The following is a 20,071-nucleotide window of genomic DNA, read 5'->3' on the forward strand; positions in this document are numbered from 1 at the left end:
GCGGAGCCATTCCTTGCGGCGGCGTGATGCCGTGCTAAACCGTCGCGCTACGGCGCGGCAACCCTTAATTCTGACTGCAATCGCATGAACATTCTCCTGATCGGTTCCGGCGGCCGCGAACATGCGCTGGCGTGGAAGATCGCCGCCTCTCCATTGGTGACAAAGCTGTGGTGCGCCCCGGGCAACGCCGGGATCGCGCGCGAGGCTGAATGCGTGGCGCTCGATGTCGCCGATCATTCCGCCGTGATTGAGTTCTGCAGGCGCAACGCCGTCGATCTCGTCGTGGTCGGTCCGGAGATCCCGCTCGCCGCGGGGATCGTGGATGATCTCGCTGCCGCCGGCATCAAGGCGTTCGGCCCGAGCAGGCTCGCGGCGCAGCTTGAGGGGTCCAAGGGGTTCACCAAGGACCTCTGCAGCGAGTTCAACATTCCAACCGGTGCCTACCGCCGCTTTGACAATGCCGATGATGCGCTGGCCTATGTGCGGGCGCAGGGCGCGCCGATCGTGGTCAAGGCCGACGGGCTCGCGGCGGGCAAGGGTGTCGTGGTCGCCAAAACGCTGGGCGAGGCGGAAGCCGCCATCGCGATGATGTTCGAGGGTGGATTCGGCTCGGCTGGCGCTGAGGTCGTGATCGAGGAGTTCCTGTCCGGCCGCGAGATCAGCTTCTTCGCGCTGTGCGACGGCGAGACCGCAATCCCGCTTGCCTCCGCGCAGGACCACAAGCGCGTGTTCGATCACGACGAGGGGCCGAACACCGGCGGCATGGGCGCCTATTCGCCGACGCCGTTCGTGACTCCTGAGATCCACGACCAGATCATGGCGCGGATCATCCTGCCGACCGTTGCCGGCATGAAGCAGCGCGGCACGCCGTTCCGCGGCGTGCTCTATGCCGGCGTGATGCTGACGGAGCAGGGCCCGAAACTGTTCGAATACAACGTCCGCTTCGGCGATCCCGAATGCCAGGTGCTGATGCTGCGGATGATGTCCGACATCGTGCCGGCCTTCCTCGCTGCCTGTGACGGGCAGCTCAAGAATTTTGACCTGCGCTGGTTCCCCGAGCCGGCGCTGACGGTGGTGATGGCGGCGAAGGGCTATCCCGGCGATTACAAGAAGGGCACGCGCATCGAAGGGCTCGACGAGGCCGCTCAGATCGAGGGCGTCGAGATATTCCATGCCGGCACGGTCGAGAAGGATGGCGCCATCCTCGCCAATGGCGGCCGCGTGCTCAACATCTGCGCGTCGGGCAACACCGTCACTGAGGCCAAGCAGCGCGCCTACGCCGCCATCGACCGCATCCGCTGGCCGGACGGCTTTTGCCGCCGCGACATCGCCTGGCAGGCGGTGGAGGCCGAGAAGGGCGTCTGACGAACTCGTCATATGCGGGCTTGACCCGCGTATCCATCTTCAAAGAATCTCTTGGTAGGATGGATTGCCGGGTCAGGCCCGGCAATGACACCGCCGCAGGAGTGTTCGCGAATGTCCGATCTCGCCGATCTGTTTCCCGGTTATGCCTCTGAATGGATCAATACGTCCTCAGGCCGCATCTTCGCGCGTGTCGGCGGCAAGGGGCCGCCGCTGCTGTTGCTGCATGGCTTCTCGTCCACGCATGTGATGTGGCATCCGGTGGCGCCAAAGCTCGACGACAAATTTACGCTGATCATCGCCGACCTGCCGGGCTATGGCTGGTCCGACATGCCTGACAGCGACAAGGACCACACGCCCTATACCAAGCGTGCGATGGCCAGGACGATGATCGAGGCCATGGAGAAGCTCGGCCATGTGCATTTCGCACTTGCCGGTCACGACCGCGGCGGGCGCGTCTCCTATCGGCTGGCGCTCGACCATCCGGGCCGGCTATCGAAGCTTGCCGTGCTCGACATCCTGCCGACCTATAATTACTGGGAGCGCATCAACCGGCTCTATGCGCTGAAGATCTATCACTGGACCTTCCTGGCGCAGCCGGCCCCGTTTCCGGAGACGCTGATCCTGGGCGCGCCGGATTTCTTCCTCCGCCACAAGATGGCGAGCCAGACCAAATCGAAGACGCTGGATGCCATCGATCCGCGCGCGCTGGAGCATTATCTGGCGCCGTTCCGCGATCCCTCGCGCGTGCATGCGATGTGCGAGGATTACCGCGCCGGTGCTTATGCCGATTACGAGATCGACAAGGCGGACTTCGAGGCGGGCAAGAAGATCACGATCCCGATGCTGGCGCTGTGGGGCGATGCCGGCATCGCGAGTGCCGCGGCGACGCCGCTCGACACCTGGAAGCAGTGGGCGACCAATGTCAGCGGCGCGCCGGTTGATTCCGGGCATTTCCTGACCGAAGAGAATCCGGAAGCGACGGCGAAGCTGCTACGGGAGTTTTTCCTGGCGGGGTGATCGTCATTGCGAGGAGCGAAGCGACGAAGCAATCCATGCCTCAGCAAGTGGCGGCATGGATTGCTTCGCTCCGCTCGCAATGACGGGCGGGCCCGCTACCGCCGCTCCCTGAAAAACTCCCGCAACAGCGCCGCGGCCTCTCGCTCGCCGATGGCGGGGTAGATTTCCGGCCGGTGATGGCAGGTGGGCTGCGAGAAGAACCGCACGCCGGATTCGACGGCGCCGCCCTTGGGGTCGGCCGCGCCGTAATAGAGCCGGCGGATGCGGGCGAACGAGATCGCGGCGGCGCACATGGTGCAGGGCTCGAGCGTGACATAGAGGTCGCAATCCACCAATCGCTCGGTGCCGATCGCCTCGGCGGCCTGCCGGATCGCCAAAATCTCGGCATGCGCGGTCGGGTCGCGGTCGGTGAGGGTCTGGTTGCCCGCGGTGGCGATCACGTCGTAGCCTCGCACGATCACGCAGCCGATCGGAACTTCGCCGGCGTTTCCGGCGTTTTTGGCGGTTTTCAGCGCCAAATCCATGAAAGAAGGGGCAGTCATGCCTCGTATCATCGCAAGAAACCTGCTACTAGCTGCGCCTTCAGCAACAGTGGACACCCGGCTTTGCAAGAGATGCGGCCCGATAGCGGCGCACGCAAATGCCTTTTTGACCGACATTTGAGAAGCGAGACCTTTCATGCCCCGCGACCGCGACAAACACAACGACTCCCCGCGCGGCCGGCGGGACGGGGCGCCCGGCAAGGGCCGCTCCGGCGCGGCGCGCGGGCCGGAAAAGAAGTTCGCCAAGCGCGGCTATGGGCGGGACCGGGACGAGGGTGAGAAGCGTTCGTTTGGCGGCAAGCGCGAGGAGCGCCCATTCCGCCGCCGCGAAGAGGGCGATGCGCCGCGCCGCGAGTTTGGCGACCGGCCGCGCTTCAAGCGCGACGACCGCCCGCGCGAGGATCGCGGCGAGCGCACCTTCAAGCCGCGCGGCGATCGTCCGAAATTCGGTCGCGATGATCGCGCGCCGCGCGATGATGCCCGACCGGCCGGCCGCTTTTCGGACCGGAAGTTCGGCGACAGGAAGCCATACGCTTCACGCGACCGCGACGGCGAGAAGCGACCGTTCCGCGAGCGCGGTGAGGGTCCTCGCGGCGAACGCTCATTTGGCGAGCGTTCCGAGAGAAAATTTGGTGGCGACAAGAAATTCTCCCGCGGCGGGGATCGCAAGAGCGACCGCGGACCGCGCAAGAATTTCGGCGACCGTCCGCCGCGTGGCGAGTCCAAGCCGTGGGAGAAGCGCGAGCGCGATTTCGACCGGCCGAAGTTCGACAAGCCGCGCTATGACCGGCCGCGCGACGATCGTGGCGGCGACGAGCGCCCGCGCTTTTCGCGCTCGCGCGACGACCGTCAGCAGGGCGATCGTCCATTCCGTGAGCGGCCGAAATTCGATCGCCCGCGCGAGCGCGATGATCGCAAGTTCGATCGTCGCAGCGAGCGCCCCGAGGGGCGGACCGATTGGCAGGAGCATCCGCGCAGCGAAGGCCGTTTCGGCGCTCGTCCGCGCCGCGACAATGAGGATGACAGCAAGATCTTTGCGAAGCGCCCGGCCTTCGGCGGCCGCGGCGCCTATCGCGAACGTCCGGCGGACTTCGAGAGGCGGCCGCGTCCGGAGCCGAAGCCGAAAAAGTCCGGCGAGCGGATTGCAAAAGTGCTGGCGCGTGCCGGCCTGGCCTCACGCCGCGATGCCGAGGAGATGGTGACGCAGGGCCGCGTCACCGTGAACGGCCGCGTCATCAATTCGCCGGCCCTCGACGTCACCGCGAACGATGTCGTCGCCGTCGACGGCAAGCCGTTGCCGCCGCGCGAGCGGACGCGATTGTTCATGTATCACAAGCCGCGCGGCCTGATGACGACCCATGACGATCCCGAAGGGCGTCCGACCGTGTTCGACAATCTGCCCGAAGGCCTGCCGCGGCTGATCAGCGTCGGCCGGCTCGATTTCAACACCGAGGGATTGCTGCTGCTCACCAATGACGGCGGGCTCGCGCGCGTGCTCGAACTGCCCGACACCGGCTGGCTGCGCCGCTATCGCGTCCGCGCCCATGGCGAGGTGACGCAGGCGCAGCTCGATGAACTGAAGAAGGGCGTCGAGGTCGAGGGCGTCAAATACGGTCCGATCGAGGCGACGCTGGAGCGCGACCAGGGCTCGAACGTCTGGCTGGTGTTTGCGATCCGCGAGGGCAAGAACCGCGAGGTGCGCAATGTGATGGCGCATCTCGGCCTCGAGGTGAACCGGCTGATCCGGATCTCCTACGGTCCGTTCCAACTCGGCGAGCTCGAGGAAGGCAAGGTCGATGAGGTCAAGACACGGGTGCTGCGCGAGCAGCTCGGCGAGAAGGTCGCCAAGCTTGCGGGCGCCGACTTCGCCCGGCCAGAGCACCATGCCGGCGGTGACGACGATGCGCCAGGTGACAGGAAGCCGCCCAAAAGCAAGCGCGCGGTGATTGCCGACAGCAAGGGCCGCCGCGTGCTGGTGCAGCGCTCCGGCAGCGAGGAGGCGCGCATTCGTAACGAGGAAGAGAATGCCGGCTACGGCCCGCCGCGCCGCGTCAAGCGCGCCTATCACGGCAAGCGCGACTTCAAGCCGAAGGACGAGTAGGCGGGCCGATGCGTAGCGGCAATCGGTCCGCTCTCAGTGCTTCGTCATGGCCGGGCTTGACCCGGCCATCCACGGCTTTCTCGCGCCGCGGACTGAAGCACGTGGATGCCCGGGTCGAGCCCGGGCATGACGGAGAGTTGTGAATGCGCGTCGTCGGGGGACGATTGAAGGGCCGCAACCTGGCCGCGCCATCTTCGCGCGACATTCGCCCGACCGCGGATCGATTGCGCGAGTCCGTGTTCAACATCCTCGTCCACGCCTATGACGATCCGATTGAGGGCGCGCGGGTGCTGGACCTCTTTGCCGGCACCGGCGCGCTCGGCATCGAGGCGGTGTCGCGCGGCGCGAAGTTCGCGCTGTTCGTCGACAACGGCGCCGAAGCCCGCGCGCTGCTGCGTAACAATGTGGAGTCGCTGGGCCTCGGCGGCGTGACAAAAGTATTCCGCCGCGACGCCACCAATCTCGGGCCTGCGCATCCCGTCGAGCCGTTCTCGCTGGTGTTCCTCGATCCGCCCTATGGCAAGGGATTGGCGGATAAGGCGCTGGCGTCCTTACGCGACGGTACGTGGCTGACGCCGGGCGCGCTCGTGGTGGTGGAAGAGGCGAAGGCCGCCGCATTCGCCGCGCCTGACGGATTCGAGGAGCTGGAGCGCCGCGCCTACGACGACACCGAGTTCGTGTTCTTGAAGGTGCCGTAGGGTGGGCAAAGCGAAGCGTGCCCACCATTGCGAGCGCAGTGCTGATGGTGGGCACGGCGCAAGCGTGCCTTTGCCCACCCTACCGCATCTCACGCCTCATCTTCTCCCGAACAGCTTCTCGATATCCGACAATTTCAATTCCACATAGGTCGGGCGGCCGTGGTTGCACTGGCCGGAGTTCGGCGTGTCTTCCATCTCGCGCAAGAGCGCGTTCATCTCTTCCGGCTTGAGGCGGCGTCCGGCGCGCACTGAGCCGTGGCAGGCCATGGTGGCGGCGACATGCATCAGGCGCCGCTCGAGCGGCAGCGCCTCGTCCCATTCGGCCATGTGCTCGGCGAGGTCGCGCAAGAGCCCGGCCGCGTTGGCCTTGCCGAGCAGCGACGGCGTCTCGCGCACCGCGACCGCGCCGGGGCCGAAGGACTCGATCGCAAGCCCGTAACTGGCAAGCTCCTCGGCGCGATCGAGCAGCTTCTCGACGGTGGATTCATCGAGCTCGACGATTTCAGGAATCAGCAGGATCTGCCGCTGCACGCCGTTTTTGGCCAGCGACGCCTTCAGCCTTTCATAGACGATGCGTTCATGGGCGGCGTGCTGATCCACCACGACGAGCCCGTCGCGGGTCTGCGAGACGATGTAGGTCTCGTGGATCTGCGTGCGCGCTGCGCCAAGCGGGCGATCGAGCAGGTCGGCCGCCAGCTGCGCCTCGAAGCGGACATCGGCGGTGGGCGTGCCGACGTCGAAGGCGGCCTGGCCGGGTTCGGCCAACGCGTTCGCGGCCGCGCCGTCGAATGAAGGCATCGGCCGCACCGGATAGGCCGGCGACTGGCGCCAATCCCAATTGCTCGGCCGTGGCGGCGCGAACGAGGGACGGAAGGCGGAGAGCGCTGCGCCGTCAGTATTGGCCGCGGTGCGCCTTCCCTCGCGCGCGAGGCCTTCTTTGAGCGCATGCACGATCAGGGCGCGGACCAGGCCGGCATTGCGGAAGCGCACCTCGGTCTTGGCCGGATGCACATTGGCGTCGACCTCCTGCGGCGGCAGCGTGACGAACAGCGCCACCACCGGATGGCGGTCGCGCGGCAGGTAGTCGGCATAGGCCGCGCGCACCGCTCCCAGGATCAGCTTGTCGCGCACCGGGCGACCGTTGACGAACAGATATTGGCCGAGCGCATTCGCCCGCGTCAGCGAGGGCGCGGCGGCAAAGCCTTCGACCACGACGCCCTCGCGCTCGGCGCGGACCTCGATCGCGCAGGAGCGAAACTCGCCCCCAAGGATATCACCGAGCCGCGTCAGCCGTCCGGCGACGCCGGGCAGTGCCGCAGCCCAGGTCACGGGCGCGCGCTCCTCGCCGGCGAGGGTGAAGGCGATGTCGGGCCGCGCCATCGCCAGCCGCCGCACCACCTCGCGGATCGCTTCCGCTTCGGTGCGGTCGGTCTTGAGGAATTTCAACCGCGCCGGCGTCGCATAGAAGAGATCGCCGACCTCGACGCGGGTGCCCTGGCCGAGCGCCGCGGGCATGATTTCCGACTTCGCGCCGGCTTCGACCGAGAGCGACCATGCATGCGGCTCGCTCGCATGTCGCGTCACGATGTTGAGCCTTGCCACCGCGCCGATCGAAGGCAGCGCCTCGCCGCGGAACCCCAGCGTCCGGATCCGCAGCAGGTCCTCGTCGTCGAGTTTCGACGTGGCGTGGCGATCGACCGCAAGCGTGAGGTCGGCGCGGGTCATGCCGCCGCCGTCATCGGTGATACCGATCCGCCGCCTTCCGCCGCCATCGGTGAAGATGTCAATCCGGCTGGCGCCGGCATCGATCGCATTCTCCACGAGTTCCTTGACCACGCTCGCGGGACGTTCGACCACCTCGCCGGCGGCGATGCGATTGACGACCTGTTCGGGAAGCTGACGGACGGGCATGGCGTGGGATCGATTCGGGTTAAGGCCGCATTCTAGGCGGGCGCCGCAGCAAATGCATGCGTCCGGTCCGGAAATCCACGCCATGCTGGGGACGGGACCTGCCTATCGTCTTGAAGAGATTGGCATTCGCTGGACGCTGCCTGTGCAGCGCAGGATTGTCGGGTCGCACAGCCGGGTATATCGTTTAGAAAAATTATAATCTGGCGGGAGGATCCCATGTGCCATCTGTTCGCCCATCAGCCGCAACGCGATTACGAATCGCAGACCAGATCGCTGCGACTTGGCGGCCATTGCACCTCGATCCGGCTGGAACTGGCATTCTGGGACACACTGGAAGAGATCGCGGCGAAGGAGGGGATGAGCCTGGCGAAATTCCTCACCACGCTGCATAACGAGGTTCTCGACCATCACGGCGAGGTCAATAATTTCGCCTCGCTATTGCGCTGCTCCTGCCTGATCTATCGCTCCAAGAGCGCCGCATCGCCGGAGTTGCGCGACAGGCCCGCCATTCTCGACGCGGCGGAGTAGGGCGGCTCCCTCTCCCGCTTGCGGGAGCGGGCTGGGGTGAGGGTGTCTCTACGATGGGACTAGCCGTGGGGGGGAGAGCCCCCACCCGCCGCGCTGCGCGCGTCGGCCTCCCCCGCAAGCGGGAGAGGCGGAGCGAGTGCGCGGTTGGAGCGATTCATCCAACCTAAATCTCCTTCCGCTGCATCGCGCCGGCGATATGGTCCGCCTGCCGGATCGCGAGCGACACGATCGTCAGGGTCGGGTTGCACGCCGCACCGCTGGTGAACTGGCTGCCATCCGAGACGAAGAGGTTCTTGATGTCGTGGGTCTGGCCGTATTTGTTCACCACGCCATCTTTCGCCTTCTCGCTCATCCGGTTGGTGCCGAGATTGTGCGTGCTCGGGTAGGGCGGCGTCGGATAGGTGACGGTGGCGCCGACCGCCTCGTAGACCGCGGCGCCCTGCTTATAGGCATGGGCGCGCATCGCGAGATCGTTCGGATGATCGTCGAAATGCACGCTCGCGACCGGCATGCCGAACTTGTCCTTCGCCTTGGGATCAAGCGTGACACGGTTGGTCTCCTGCGCCATGTCCTCGCCGACCAGCCACATGCCGGCCATCCGCGGATAGCCTTCCATCGCACTGGTGAACGGGCGTCCCCATGCGCCGGGACTGAGGAAGGCCGCCATGAATGGCAGGCCGAGCGACAGCGTCTCCATCTCATAGCCGCCGACGAAGCCGCGTGAGGGATCGTTCTTGGCCTCGTCGCGGATGATGCCGGCCATCGTGGTGCCGCGATACATGTGCACCGATTTCTCGAAGGTCGCATACACGCTGCCAGTCATGTGCCGCATGTAGTTGCGGCCGACCTGGCCGGACGAGTTGGCGAGCCCATCCGGGAACATGTTCGATGCGCTGTTGAGCAGCAGCCGCGGGCTCTCGATCGAATTGCCGGCGACCGCGACCACGCGGGCCTTCTGGCGCTGCATCGCGCCGCTCTCGTCGGCATAGACCACGCCGGTCACCTTGCCGGATTGATCATGCTCGATCTTGATCACCATGCTGCCCGGGCGCACTTCGAGATTGCCTGTGGCTTCGCCCTTCGGGATTTCGGTGTAGAGCGTCGACCATTTCGCGCCCGACTTGCAGCCCTGGAAGCAGAAGCCGATCTGCTGGCAGGAGCCGCGGCCGTCACGCGGCTCGCTGTTGATCGCCATGTTGCCGGTGTGCACGGTCTTGTAGCCGAGCTTCCTTGCGCCGGCCTCCAGCACCTTGAAATTGTTGTTGCCGGGCAGGCCCGGAATGCCGTTGGTCCGCGTGACGCCCATCTTGTTTTCGGCCTTGGCGTAATACGGCTCCATCTCGGCGAGCGTGATCGGCCAGTCCAGCAGATTGGCGCCGGGGATGCCGCCATAGGTGCTCTTGACCTTGAATTCGTGCTCGTCGAAACGGAGAGAGGCGCCGGCCCAGTGCGTGGTCGAGCCGCCCACCGCCTTCACGATCCACGCCGGCAGGTTCGGAAAGTCCTTGGCAACGCGCCAGCTTCCCGACGTCGTGCGCATGTCCGACCAGGCGAGCTGCGCAAAGCTGTCCCACTCGTCGTTGATGAAGTCCTGATTCTCGATGCGCGGTCCGGCTTCGAGGATGACGACCTTCACGCCCTTCTGCGCCAGCTCATTGCCCAGCGTTCCACCGCCCGCGCCGGAGCCCACGATCACCACCACGCCACTGTCATTGAGATCGAATTTTGCCATGTGATCCTCCCAGAGCGTTACTTTGTTTTGAGCATGATCTCCGCGCAAACGCTTCGCGTTTGTCGCAGGGAAAACCGGTACCCACTTTTCCGGATCATGCTCTAAGCTTTCGGGAGCCAGTCGATGTCGGCGAAGCCGCGCTTTATGTAGCCGCCATGTTCGGCGGACGAGCCCTCATAACCGAACTTCGGCCAGACCTCTTTCTGGTTGTAGAGCGAGACGACGAGATCGCCGCGGATCCTCTGGAAGAATGCGCTTTGCTCGATCCCTTGCAACAGCACCACGCGGTCAGCTTCCCAGGGCACCTGGACGTAGGGGACCTTGCGGCGGTCATTGGCCTCCTGGTCCAGTCTGACGACTCCCTCGTTGATCAGCGACTTGATCGCGGGATCCTTGGCCGCCTTGCCGTCCCAGGGCTTGATCGCGATGATGTAATAGCTGTCACCCAGGAAATCGTGCGGATAGATGTCGCGCGCCATCTTCACCAGTGTCTTCAAGGTCGCCGGCGTCAGCGTGGTGGCGTCATCGGCCCAGGCATCGCTGATGGTCAGTCCCGCGCTGGTGGCAATGGCGACGGTCGGTACCGCCGTCGCCGCGCCCTTCAGGAAGACGCGGCGATCATATTTGCTTCGACGATCGACTTCTCTCATGGGTTTCCTCCGTGGAATGTTTTGTCTTTGTTGATTGCTTGTTATTTCTTCGTCCCGGCTAGCGCTCTAGCCAAACCGGCCGCCGCGCTGGATCACCTCGATCTTGTAGCCATCGGGATCGGCGACGAAGAAGAAGCGCGCCAGCGTCTTGCCGTCATGCTTGAAATCGCGCAGCGGTCCCGGCGCGAGCTTCTCCCGCTCGAACCGCGCATGCTCGGCATCGACATCGTCGACGAGCACAGCGAGATGGCCGTAGCCGTCGCCGAGCGTATAGGGCTCCTTGCGGTCGAAATTGACGGTCAGCTCGACCTCGAAGGGGGAGGACGGGTGGCGCAGGTAGATCAGCGCGAAATCGTCAAACTTGAGATGATCGGCGACCTTAAGGCCGAAGGCGCGCGCGTAGAAATCGAGCGACTTCGCCTCGTCGAGCACGCGGATCATCGAGTGAACGGGTTTTGCCATTCAGTTGAGCTCCTTCAGATAGGCGATGATGGCGGCGCGGGTCTCCGGTTTGGCCTGGCGATAGGCCATGATGGAGCCGGGGATCATCGCCTGCGGGTTGGTGAGCCAGGCGTCGAGCCTGGCGTCGTCCCAGATGAAATCGGCTTGCGCGAAGCCGGACGAATAGTGAAAGCCCTCGGCCTTGCCCGCGGGGCGGCCGACGATCTTGAACAGAGGCGGGCCTTGGCGGACCGGATCGGACAGGTTCGTGGTGTGGCAGGTCCCGCATTGCTGCTTGAACAGCGCAGCACCATCGGGCGGCTTGGCGGCAGGCAATGGCATCTGCGCAGCCGCGATCGTCGCGAGCAACGCACTGCAACATCCAAGCCCGATTGCTGCCGTTGCGCGTAACCTTCTCATCCACATCACCGCCTGTACGCGGTAACTCTAGGTCGCGCACGAAAGGCGGTGGTAGTAGCGGGCTGTTTCACCGCAGAACAAAACGCGTCGATGACCTGCGGCTAGGAAAATCGTGCCGGCCAAACCGCTTGATGCCGCCGCATATGTGAAGCGCAATTTCGCGAAATTGCCCCGAAATCCCTGCACGATCTCCACACGACGCAGATTGCATGGCGCACGCGTCGTTTGCGAGACGTTCAATCCGCGTGAAGGGGAGACCGGCGCAGCAGGCGGCGTATGGAACCGCCGAACCTTCCCGCACGAACAAAATCCAGGAGCAATGGATGAAGCTAGCGAAAACCTCTGTGATCGCGCTTGCCCTCTCGGCTGCACTTGTCGGCCCTGTCCTTGCGCAAGGTGCTGCCACCGGCGGCACGATCCGCGGCGGCGCGCAGGAAAGGGGCGCGGCGCCGGGTGGGATGACGGGCAGCGGCGATGAGGAGATGAACGCGCAGACGGCCGCTCCGACCGGAAAGGCCGGCGCAAAGGCCGGCGCCAAGGGCACGGTGGGTGCAGGCGCCGGATCTGGAGCGCACAAAGGCACGGCAACGGAGCCCGCTGCTCCCGGCAGCAAGCGCTACTAGCCGCGCAACCTCTTCACCTCTCCCGCTTGCGGGAGAGGCATAGGCCGCCTTCGGCGGCCGTTCTCCCAGTGCGGAGACACCTCACCCCAACCCTCTCCCGCAAGCGGGAGAGGGAGCGCAGCATCCGCGCGTTTGGCATCAATCCTCAAACCCTCTTGCGCCGCGCCGTGCCTTGATGTCGCCGCGGCGCTTCTTGCCTTCCAGGCGCCGCTGCTTGGAGCCGAGCGTCGGCTTGGTCGGTCGGCGCGGGGTTGGCCGAACCATGGCTTCGCGCAACAACTCGAGCAGGCGCTCAATCGCGTCGGCGCGATTGCGCTCCTGGGTGCGGAAGCGCTGGGCGTGGATCACGATCACACCATCCTTGGTCATGCGCTGGCCGGCCAATCGGACCAGCCGCGCCCGGACATCCTCGGCGAGCGCGATCTTGTGCGTGTCGAGGCGTAGCTGCGCCGCAGTCGCGAGCTTGTTGACGTTCTGCCCGCCCGGACCCGAGGCGCGCACGAAACCGATCTCGATATCGTTCTCGTCAATGAAGAGGTCGCGGGCAACCCGCAGCATGGCATCACCGGTGGTCGATCAGAGCGAAGCTCTAAGGGAATCGTCCACCGCACCATAGCGGTTTTCCCATGCACATGCTCCGCGAGCACAGACCCTCATCCTGAGGAGCGGCCGTCAGGCCGCGTCTCGAAGGATGGCCGCGGGCGAGACCGGGGCCTCATGGTTCGAGACGGCGCTACGCGCCTCCTCACCATGAGGGACGGATAGTGTAGCTCGCGGGGCGAGCAGCCCGACTCAGTTCGGCGCGGACGGCTTTGCGGCTGACGGCGCGGCGGCAGGTGGGCTTGCGGCCGGCGGCGTTGCGGCTGATGGCGCGCTGGCCGGTTGGGCCGCGGCCTGCGGGGTGCGGCCGACAACGACCGTGAGCAGGCCCTGGCCCCAGAGCCGCTGCGACACCTTCCTGGCGTCGTCCAGCGTCACCGCGTCGACGATGGCGTTGCGCTTCTCGATGTAGTCGATCGGCAGCTTGTCGGTCTGATACTGCAGCATCGCCTGCGCGAGCTTCGAGGAGGTATCGAGCGCCAGCATCTGCGAACCCTTCAAATACGACTTGGCCTCGTCGAGCTCCTTCTGGGTCGGGCCCTCCTCGGCCATGCGGCGGACTTCCTTCTCGATCGCGTCCACCGTTTCGCCGGCGCGATCGGCGCGGGTGCCGGTATTGCCGATGAACAGCGAGGAGTGCTCCATCCAGACCAGCGCTCCATAGACGGAATAAGCCAGCCCGCGCTTCTCGCGCACTTCGCGGTAAAGCCGCGAGGACAATCCGCCGCCGCCGAGGATGTGGTTGACGACGTAGCCCGGCATGAAGTCCGGCTCGTGGCGGCGGATGCCGGGGCCACCGAAGGTCACGACCGTTTGCGGTACGTCGAGCGGAATGAGGGTGCGCTGCGGCGGCTTGGCCGCGACGACGTCGGCGACCGGCGTGAGCGTGGCCTTGGCCGGCAGCCCGCCAAAGGTCTTGTCGAGCAATTTGCCGAGCGTGTCCGGATCGACATCGCCGACCACGGCGACCTTGAGCGTGTCCTTGGCGAGGACGCGGCGGACATAGTCCTTGAGCTCGGCGATCTCGATCGTCGGCACGCTCTCGAGCGTGCCCTGGGCTCCCCGGCCGTAGGGATGGTCGCCGAACGCGACTTCGAGGAACTTGCGGCCTGCAAGCGAACTCGGGTTCGTGGATTCTCTGCGCAGGTTGGACAGCACCTGCGCGCGGATGCGCTCGACATCGCTCGGCTCGAAGCGCGGCGAGGTCAGCGCGGTGCGCAAGAGGTCGAAGGCCTCGTCCTTGTTGTCCTTGAGCATGCGCAGCGAGCCGCGGAAATTGTCGCGCTGCGAGGAAAAGCTCAATTCGATGGCGCGGCGATCGAGCCGCTCGTGGAAGGTCTTGGAATCGAGATCGCCGGAACCTTCGTCGAGCAGGTCGCCGACCAGATTGCCGACGCCGGGCTTGGCGGCGGGATCCTGGCTGGCGCCGCCACCGAAGGCGTATTCCATCGCGATCAGCGGCACGGTCGAATCCTGCACGAACCAGGCCTCGATGCCGCCGGGCGATACAAGACGCTGGATCTTGGTTGCGGCCTGCGACGGGCGCGATGCGAGCATGGTCGTCAGCGCGAGCGCGCTGCCGCCGACCAGGACCGAACGCCGAGTGAGAGAATAAGTCACGAGCGCTTCTCCTCGCGTTTGGGCGCAGTATCCTTGATCAAATAACCGGTCACGGAACGCTTCTTGTCGAGCCAGTTTTGCGCGGCTTCGCGGACCTGTTCGGCGGTGACGGCGCGGATGCGCTCGGGCCAGCTCCTGATATCGTCGACGCTCAAGCCCGTGGTGAGCGCGCCGCCATACCAGCGCGCCAGCGTCGCCTGGTTATCCTGCGCGTAGATCGATTCCGCGATCAACTGGGTTTTGACCCGTTCGAGGTCCTCGGCGCGCGGCGGGTTCTGCGCGATATCGGCAATGACCTTGTCGATAGCGTCCTCGATCTGCGCGAACTCGACGCCGGGCTTCGGTGTTGCGGCGATGATGAATTGCGAGGGGTCGAGCGCGGTGCCCTGGTAATTGGCGCCGGTCGAGATCGCGAGCTGACGGTCGATCACCAGCGAGCGGTAGAGATAGGAATTGGCGCCGCCGCCCATCAGTTGCGCGAGCACGTCGAGCGCGGGGCTTTCGCCCACCGCCGCGGTGGCGGCCGACGGGACGAGGTAGTAGCGGCGCATGGTCGGCTGCTCAACGCGCGGATCGGCCAGCGTCACCGTGCGCGGCGAGACCGGCGTCGGCTCCTGCGGCCGCAGCCGTTTTGCGGGGATCGAGGATTGCGCCGGGATGTCGGCGAAATTCTTCTCCACCATCGGGCGGATCTCGCTCGCCTCGACGTCGCCGGCGATGATCAGGATCGCGTTGTTCGGCGCATAGAAGCGCTTGTAGAAGGCGAGCGCGTCCTCGCGGTCGAGCTTTTCGATTTCCTGGTGCCAGCCGATCACCGGACGGCCATAGGGATGGTTGAGATAGAGCGCCGCCATGATCTGCTCGGTGAGCCGCGCATCCGGATTGTTGGCGACGCGCATGTTGTATTCTTCCAGCACGACATCGCGCTCCGGCAGCACGTTCTCGTCCTGCAGGATCAGGCCGGTCATCCGGTCGGCCTCGAATTCCATCATCTTGCCGAGCTGCTCGCGCGGCACGCGCTGGAAATAGCCGGTGTAGTCGGTGGAGGTGAAGGCGTTCTCATTGCCGCCGACCCGCAGCACCGTCTGGGAGAATTCGCCGGCCGGATGCTTGGCGGTTCCCTTGAACATCAGGTGTTCGAGGAAATGCGCCAATCCCGATTTGCCGGGGGTCTCGTCGGCGGAACCGACCCTGTACCACATCATCTGCGTCACGACCGGAGTGCGGTGATCGGGGATCACCACCACCTGCAGGCCGTTGTTCAGCGTGAAGCTCGCGGGGCGTTCCGAGGTGACCGCGGTCTGGGCAATGGCGCTGGAGGCGGAGAGGGATGCCGTCGAAAGCAATCCGGCAAGAAGCGAAACCACAAGGCGGTGCTTGGACATCAGGACCTATCTAAAAAACCCGGAGCAAGATTGCCCCGGGTATGCCGACATCATATGGCGCGCGTAAAGCCACCAACCTCACGAACGCGAGAGACGAGGTTAATTAATCGCCATACTTGCCCTGCGACGGGTTGTATTCCTTGTTGAGCGATTCCTTCGGGCCGGTGCCATAGGCGAAGTTCGGCGACGGCGTCTGGTAGCCGGGCGGAGGCTGGGTCAGGGATTCCCGGGTTGGCTCGCTCTTGAAGGGGGCCGTCTCAGTCTTGCTGCCGCCGAACAGGCCGCTGAAGCCGCCCTCATAGCCGAGCTGCGAGGGCGAGAGGATCGCGTTGGCGCCGGGGTTGCCGCCGGGCTGGTCGACCGACTCGCCGCCGCTGGACTTTTTGTCGCTCTTCTGAGCGAGCTCGCTCGGCGTCAGGATGCGGCTGGCTTCGCGCGGATCCTTGTTCGTGTTCTTCCGCGCCGCGATTGCCGCCTTGCGGCGCGCCTCGTCGGGATCCTTCGGCCAGTTCGGCACCTTGGCCTCGGCGGAAGCTGCCGGCGCGGGCAGGTTGAGGTTGGGGGGCACGACCAGCGGCGAGCGCTCGCGGTAGTCGATGCCGCGGTTTTCCATGTTGGTGCCGCCGAGGCCCTTCATGATGCCTTCGATGACCTTCTCCTCGAAGGTCTTGTCGTCCTCGTCGTCCCCATCATCGCCGGCCCGCACGGGACCTGCGGCCATCACGAGGCCGATGCCGAAGGCGACCGCGGCGAGCCGCAATCCATGCATCAGCGCTTTCCAGGAAGTCGAGGTATCGGCTTGTGGAGCGTTGGCTTCAGTGTGGCGCATCGCGCTCTTCCCCACTCTTTAAATTCGCTAGGGTGATCACCGGCTTAGGCACGGTTCCGCCCTTGAAATCCTACCCGCTTGCAGAGCCGTATCGGCCGCGATCAGGGCGCTTTTGCGGCGGGGACCCCCAGAAAGGAATCATACAATAGTGCGGCTACCCCGACAACGATCGCCACGTCCGCGAGGTTAAAGACGTACCAATTGAGGGTTTTTTCCCCGATCTGGATGTGAAACAGGGCGAAATCGACCACTGCGCCATAGGCGAAGCGGTCGATGGCGTTGCCGATCGCGCCGCCGATGATCAGCCCGAGCGCAATTGTCGCAAGCAGGGTGCGTGAGTACGCCATCCAGATCGCCAGCGCCACCACCGCGATCGCCTTGACCGCCATCAGCACGAGCTGGGCCGTCGGGCTGTTGCTCTGGAACCAGCCGAAGCTGATCCCGACGTTCCAGGCCAGCACCAGGTCGAAGAACGGCGTCACCTTCACCACGCCGCGCCCGGGGAGGTCGAACACGAACAGCAGCCAGAGCTTCGATGCCTGGTCGAGGATCAGCGTGATGACCGCCGCGATGATGCCGGCGCGCAGGGGAGGGCTCATGCGGGCAGTTACACGGCTACCCCGAGCGCCTTCCACTCCCGCAACGCCTGCGCGTCGCGCGGGGAGACGTCGGGATATTCGGCATCCTCGCCGACGGTGGGCAGGATCTTCCACGAGCGCGCGCATTTGCGGCCGACCGCTTTCTCCACCACCACCGCAACGCCCGGCACCTCGTTGAGGCGGAATGCATGCTCCGGCGCGTCCTGGTTGGTCACCATCGCGTTCGATGTGATGCAGACTTCCGCAAGATCGACGTTGAACAGCGTGTCGAGCATCTCCTGGTCGGAGACATAGACCAGCGGCGAGGCTTCCAGCGAGGAGCCGATGTTCTTGGCCGCACGCTCGATCTCGAGCGCGCCGGTGACGACGCGCCTGATGTCGCGGACGGTCTCCCATTTGGTGGCCAGCCGCTCGTCGCGGAATTTCTCCAGCCCCTCGGGGAACAGCGTCAGGTGCACGGAAGGTTCCGCCTCCGGCCGGTACATCCGCCACGCCTCGTCGGCGGTGAAGCTCAGCACCGGCGCCAGCCATTTCAGGACCGCATCGCAGATCATGTCGATCACGGTCAGCGCCGCCTTGCGCGCGACCGAGGACGGCGGATCGCAATAGAGCGTGTCCTTGCGGATGTCGAAATAGAAAGCCGACAATTCCGTGTTCATGAACGTCGCAAGGCTCGCGACCACGGTCTTGTAGTCGAATTCGGCGTAGGCCTTGCGGATGATCGCGGCCTGGCCGGCCAGCTCATGCAGCATCAGCCGCTCGAGCTCGGGCATCTCGCCATAGGCGACCTTCTCGCTCGGCTTGAAGTGATGCAGCGTGCCGAGCATCCAGCGCACCGTGTTGCGCAGCTTGCGATAGGTCTCGATGGTGTTCTTCAGGATTTCCGGGCCGATGCGCTGGTCGTCGGAATAATCGGTCGCGCAGACCCACAGCCGCAGGATGTCGGCGCCGGAATCCTTGATCACCTTCTGCGGCTCGACGGTGTTGCCGAGCGATTTCGACATCTTGCGGCCGTTCTCGTCCAGCGTGAAGCCGTGGGTCAGCACCACATCATACGGCGCACGGCCGCGGGTGCCGCAGCTCTCCAGCAGCGAGGAATGAAACCAGCCGCGATGCTGGTCGCTTCCTTCCAGATACATCACGGTGTCGTCGCCGCCCTCGATCTTGCGCTTGATGCCGGCAAGCCCCGGGAAGTGCACGGGGTCTTCCAGCACGAAGGCGTGCGTCGAGCCGGAGTCGAACCAGACGTCCAGGATGTCGTCGACCTTCTTCCAATCCTCATTGGCGAGCGAGCCGAGAAAGCGCTCGCGCGCGCCATTGGCGTACCAGGCGTCGGCGCCTTCCTGCTCGAATGCTTCTGCAATGCGCTGGTTGACCGCCTCGTCCCGCAGGATCTCGGCCGAGCCATCGCCTTTCTCGCGCACGAACACGGCGATCGGCACGCCCCAGGCGCGCTGGCGCGAGATCACCCAGTCGGGACGGTTTGCGATCATGCCGTTGATGCGGTTCTGGCCCGCCGGCGGCACCCATTGCGTCACCGAGATCGCCTGCAGCGCGCGGGCGCGCAGCGTATCCCCTGGCTTCGCCTTGCCGTCCGTTGCGATGTCCTTATCCATCGCGATGAACCATTGCGGCGTGTTGCGGAAGATCACCGGCTTCTTCGAGCGCCAGGAATGCGGATACTGATGCTTCAGCCGCCCGCGCGCGAGCAGCATGCCGCGCTCGATCAGGGCCTTGATCACGGCCTCGTTGGCGTCGCCCTTCTCGCCCTTGTCGTTGATCACGCGCTTGCCCTCGAAGCCCGGGGCCTGATGCGTGAAGGCGCCGTTCTCGTCGACGGTATAGGGGATCGTGGGGTTGATGCCGCGGCTTTCCAGTTCGCGCGCATTCGCGGTCCAGACGTCGAAGTCCTCGCGGCCATGGCCGGGCGCGGTGTGCACGAAGCCGGTGCCGGTGTCGTCGGTGACGTGATCGCCCGCGAGCAGCGGGACCGTGAATTCGTAGCCGCCGGCGAGGCCCTTGAGGGGATGCGCGGTCTCCACCGCGTCGAGCGTATCGCCCGGCAGATCGCGCACCTTCTCGTAGGCGGTGACGCGCGCCTGCTTGAACACGCTTTCCGCGAGCGCATCTGCGAGGATCAGGAGATCGCCCGTCTTCGCCCAATTGTCGGCGGGCGCATCGGTGACCTCATAGAGGCCATAGGCGATCTTCGGCGAGAAGCTGATGGCGCGGTTGCCGGGCAGCGTCCATGGCGTCGTGGTCCAGATCACGATGCTCGCCTTCGCCAAGACGCCATGCGCGGGCGAGGTGACCGGAAATTTCACCCACACCGTGTCTGAGGTGTAGTCCTCGTACTCGACTTCGGCTTCCGCCAGCGCGGTCTTCTCCACCACGCTCCACATCACCGGCTTGGAGCCGCGATAGAGCGTGCCGTTGGCCGCGAACTTCATCAATTCGCGCGCGATCTGCGCCTCGGCGGGATAGGTCATGGTCTCATAGGGATGATCCCAGTCGCCGATCACACCTAGCCGCTTGAACTCCTCGCGCTGCACGTTGATCCAGTGCGTCGCATAGGCGCGGCACTCTTTCCGGAACGCCACCATCGCCGCGGAGTCGCGGAAATCCGGCTTCTGCTTGCCCTTGCGGCGGTAGTTCTCCTCCTCGATCTTCCACTCGATCGGCAGGCCGTGGCAGTCCCAGCCCGGCACGTAGTTGGAATCGAAACCCAGCATCTGCTGGCTCTTGGTCACCACGTCCTTCAGGATCTTGTTCAGCGCGTGCCCGATATGGATGTTGCCGTTGGCATAGGGCGGGCCGTCATGCAGGACGAATTTGGCGCGTCCTTTGGCGGATTGGCGTAGCCTGTCGTAGAGATCGATCTCGTTCCAATATTTGAGGATTTCCGGCTCGCGCTGGGGCAGGCCGGCGCGCATCGGGAATTCGGTCTGCGGCAGGAACAGGGTCTTGGAATAGTCTTTGGCGTCGGACTTTTGCGGCTTTTCGGACATCG

Annotated in this window: 18 protein-coding genes; 6 read left to right on the forward strand and 12 right to left on the reverse strand. The window is 65.2% G+C overall.

The window, feature by feature from the left end; translation table 11 throughout:
• Window positions 1-84: 84 nt before the first annotated feature.
• Together purD and AC5ZGW_RS31410 are read left to right on the forward strand one after the other, a co-directional pair.
• Window positions 85-1,365, forward strand: coding sequence for a phosphoribosylamine--glycine ligase (gene purD / locus AC5ZGW_RS31405; protein WP_130231638.1), 1,281 nt, complete (start codon window positions 85-87; stop codon window positions 1,363-1,365).
• A 111-nt stretch (window positions 1,366-1,476) separates the two neighbouring features.
• Window positions 1,477-2,382, forward strand: coding sequence for an alpha/beta fold hydrolase (locus tag AC5ZGW_RS31410; RefSeq protein WP_130231640.1), 906 nt, complete (start codon window positions 1,477-1,479; stop codon window positions 2,380-2,382).
• A 95-nt stretch (window positions 2,383-2,477) separates the two neighbouring features.
• On the opposite strand, the gene AC5ZGW_RS31415 is transcribed toward AC5ZGW_RS31410, so the two are convergent.
• Window positions 2,478-2,936, reverse strand: coding sequence for a nucleoside deaminase (locus tag AC5ZGW_RS31415; RefSeq protein ID WP_130231642.1), 459 nt, complete (start codon window positions 2,934-2,936; stop codon window positions 2,478-2,480).
• A 124-nt stretch (window positions 2,937-3,060) separates the two neighbouring features.
• On the opposite strand from AC5ZGW_RS31415, the gene AC5ZGW_RS31420 reads away from it, so the two are divergent.
• Window positions 3,061-5,025: a pseudouridine synthase gene (locus tag AC5ZGW_RS31420; protein WP_463326979.1), complete on the forward strand. Its 1,965-nt coding sequence runs from the start codon at window positions 3,061-3,063 to the stop codon at window positions 5,023-5,025.
• Window positions 5,026-5,168: 143 nt separating this feature from the next.
• A complete protein-coding gene (gene rsmD / locus AC5ZGW_RS31425) occupies window positions 5,169-5,723 on the forward strand; it encodes a 16S rRNA (guanine(966)-N(2))-methyltransferase RsmD (protein WP_130230603.1) in 555 nt (184 codons plus the stop codon).
• Between the two features lie 96 nt (window positions 5,724-5,819).
• Here rsmD and mutL read toward each other — a convergent pair whose 3' ends face one another.
• Window positions 5,820-7,634, reverse strand: a complete 1,815-nt coding sequence (gene mutL, locus AC5ZGW_RS31430) for a DNA mismatch repair endonuclease MutL (RefSeq protein ID WP_130230605.1) — start codon at window positions 7,632-7,634, stop codon at window positions 5,820-5,822.
• A 216-nt stretch (window positions 7,635-7,850) separates the two neighbouring features.
• Between mutL and AC5ZGW_RS31435 the strand changes: the two genes are divergently transcribed.
• Window positions 7,851-8,162 carry a ribbon-helix-helix domain-containing protein gene (locus AC5ZGW_RS31435; protein WP_130230607.1) on the forward strand — a complete coding sequence of 104 codons (312 nt, stop codon included), beginning with the start codon at window positions 7,851-7,853 and terminating at the stop codon, window positions 8,160-8,162.
• A gap of 163 nt (window positions 8,163-8,325) precedes the next feature.
• On the opposite strand, the gene AC5ZGW_RS31440 is transcribed toward AC5ZGW_RS31435, so the two are convergent.
• From AC5ZGW_RS31440 to AC5ZGW_RS31455, 4 genes are all read right to left on the reverse strand, one after another.
• Entirely contained in the window at window positions 8,326-9,894 is a 1,569-nt protein-coding gene (locus AC5ZGW_RS31440; protein WP_130230609.1) for a GMC family oxidoreductase, read from the reverse strand.
• A 101-nt stretch (window positions 9,895-9,995) separates the two neighbouring features.
• On the reverse strand, window positions 9,996-10,544 hold the full coding sequence (locus tag AC5ZGW_RS31445; RefSeq protein ID WP_130230611.1) for a gluconate 2-dehydrogenase subunit 3 family protein: 549 nt from the start codon (window positions 10,542-10,544) through the stop codon (window positions 9,996-9,998).
• Window positions 10,545-10,610: 66 nt separating this feature from the next.
• Entirely contained in the window at window positions 10,611-11,006 is a 396-nt protein-coding gene (locus AC5ZGW_RS31450) for a VOC family protein (protein ID WP_130230613.1), read from the reverse strand.
• A complete protein-coding gene (locus tag AC5ZGW_RS31455) occupies window positions 11,007-11,327 on the reverse strand; it encodes a c-type cytochrome (protein ID WP_130230615.1) in 321 nt (106 codons plus the stop codon).
• A gap of 401 nt (window positions 11,328-11,728) precedes the next feature.
• Between AC5ZGW_RS31455 and AC5ZGW_RS31460 the strand changes: the two genes are divergently transcribed.
• Window positions 11,729-12,028: a hypothetical protein gene (locus AC5ZGW_RS31460; RefSeq protein ID WP_028163933.1), complete on the forward strand. Its 300-nt coding sequence runs from the start codon at window positions 11,729-11,731 to the stop codon at window positions 12,026-12,028.
• Between the two features lie 138 nt (window positions 12,029-12,166).
• Here AC5ZGW_RS31460 and arfB read toward each other — a convergent pair whose 3' ends face one another.
• The 6 genes from arfB to ileS all read right to left on the reverse strand — a co-directional run bounded on the left by arfB (window position 12,167) and on the right by ileS (window position 20,069).
• Complete coding sequence (gene arfB / locus AC5ZGW_RS31465; RefSeq protein ID WP_028163932.1) at window positions 12,167-12,586, reverse strand: alternative ribosome rescue aminoacyl-tRNA hydrolase ArfB; 420 nt, start codon at window positions 12,584-12,586, stop codon at window positions 12,167-12,169.
• 234 nt (window positions 12,587-12,820) lie between these two features.
• Entirely contained in the window at window positions 12,821-14,185 is a 1,365-nt protein-coding gene (locus AC5ZGW_RS31470) for a M16 family metallopeptidase (RefSeq protein ID WP_463326990.1), read from the reverse strand.
• A 59-nt stretch (window positions 14,186-14,244) separates the two neighbouring features.
• Window positions 14,245-15,633, reverse strand: coding sequence for a M16 family metallopeptidase (locus AC5ZGW_RS31475; RefSeq protein ID WP_130229842.1), 1,389 nt, complete (start codon window positions 15,631-15,633; stop codon window positions 14,245-14,247).
• Between the two features lie 103 nt (window positions 15,634-15,736).
• Window positions 15,737-16,462, reverse strand: a complete 726-nt coding sequence (locus AC5ZGW_RS31480) for a hypothetical protein (RefSeq protein ID WP_130229843.1) — start codon at window positions 16,460-16,462, stop codon at window positions 15,737-15,739.
• 101 nt (window positions 16,463-16,563) lie between these two features.
• Window positions 16,564-17,061: a signal peptidase II gene (gene lspA / locus AC5ZGW_RS31485; protein ID WP_130229844.1), complete on the reverse strand. Its 498-nt coding sequence runs from the start codon at window positions 17,059-17,061 to the stop codon at window positions 16,564-16,566.
• A gap of 8 nt (window positions 17,062-17,069) precedes the next feature.
• Entirely contained in the window at window positions 17,070-20,069 is a 3,000-nt protein-coding gene (gene ileS, locus AC5ZGW_RS31490) for an isoleucine--tRNA ligase (protein ID WP_130229845.1), read from the reverse strand.
• Window positions 20,070-20,071 lie beyond the last annotated feature (2 nt).

The sequence above is a fragment of the Bradyrhizobium sp. Crot121 genome, from assembly GCF_059512385.1.

Coding starts and splice junctions, on each gene's coding strand:
- purD (WP_130231638.1), top strand. CDS start 85: ATGAACATTCTCCTGATCGGTTCCGGCGGCCGCGAACATGCGCTGGCG.
- AC5ZGW_RS31410 (WP_130231640.1), top strand. CDS start 1,477: ATGTCCGATCTCGCCGATCTGTTTCCCGGTTATGCCTCTGAATGGATC.
- AC5ZGW_RS31415 (WP_130231642.1), bottom strand. CDS start 2,936: ATGATACGAGGCATGACTGCCCCTTCTTTCATGGATTTGGCGCTGAAA.
- AC5ZGW_RS31420 (WP_463326979.1), top strand. CDS start 3,061: ATGCCCCGCGACCGCGACAAACACAACGACTCCCCGCGCGGCCGGCGG.
- rsmD (WP_130230603.1), top strand. CDS start 5,169: ATGCGCGTCGTCGGGGGACGATTGAAGGGCCGCAACCTGGCCGCGCCA.
- mutL (WP_130230605.1), bottom strand. CDS start 7,634: ATGCCCGTCCGTCAGCTTCCCGAACAGGTCGTCAATCGCATCGCCGCC.
- AC5ZGW_RS31435 (WP_130230607.1), top strand. CDS start 7,851: ATGTGCCATCTGTTCGCCCATCAGCCGCAACGCGATTACGAATCGCAG.
- AC5ZGW_RS31440 (WP_130230609.1), bottom strand. CDS start 9,894: ATGGCAAAATTCGATCTCAATGACAGTGGCGTGGTGGTGATCGTGGGC.
- AC5ZGW_RS31445 (WP_130230611.1), bottom strand. CDS start 10,544: ATGAGAGAAGTCGATCGTCGAAGCAAATATGATCGCCGCGTCTTCCTG.
- AC5ZGW_RS31450 (WP_130230613.1), bottom strand. CDS start 11,006: ATGGCAAAACCCGTTCACTCGATGATCCGCGTGCTCGACGAGGCGAAG.
- AC5ZGW_RS31455 (WP_130230615.1), bottom strand. CDS start 11,327: ATGCCATTGCCTGCCGCCAAGCCGCCCGATGGTGCTGCGCTGTTCAAG.
- AC5ZGW_RS31460 (WP_028163933.1), top strand. CDS start 11,729: ATGAAGCTAGCGAAAACCTCTGTGATCGCGCTTGCCCTCTCGGCTGCA.
- arfB (WP_028163932.1), bottom strand. CDS start 12,586: ATGCTGCGGGTTGCCCGCGACCTCTTCATTGACGAGAACGATATCGAG.
- AC5ZGW_RS31470 (WP_463326990.1), bottom strand. CDS start 14,185: ATGCTCGCATCGCGCCCGTCGCAGGCCGCAACCAAGATCCAGCGTCTT.
- AC5ZGW_RS31475 (WP_130229842.1), bottom strand. CDS start 15,633: ATGTCCAAGCACCGCCTTGTGGTTTCGCTTCTTGCCGGATTGCTTTCG.
- AC5ZGW_RS31480 (WP_130229843.1), bottom strand. CDS start 16,462: ATGCGCCACACTGAAGCCAACGCTCCACAAGCCGATACCTCGACTTCC.
- lspA (WP_130229844.1), bottom strand. CDS start 17,061: ATGAGCCCTCCCCTGCGCGCCGGCATCATCGCGGCGGTCATCACGCTG.
- ileS (WP_130229845.1), bottom strand. CDS start 20,069: ATGTCCGAAAAGCCGCAAAAGTCCGACGCCAAAGACTATTCCAAGACC.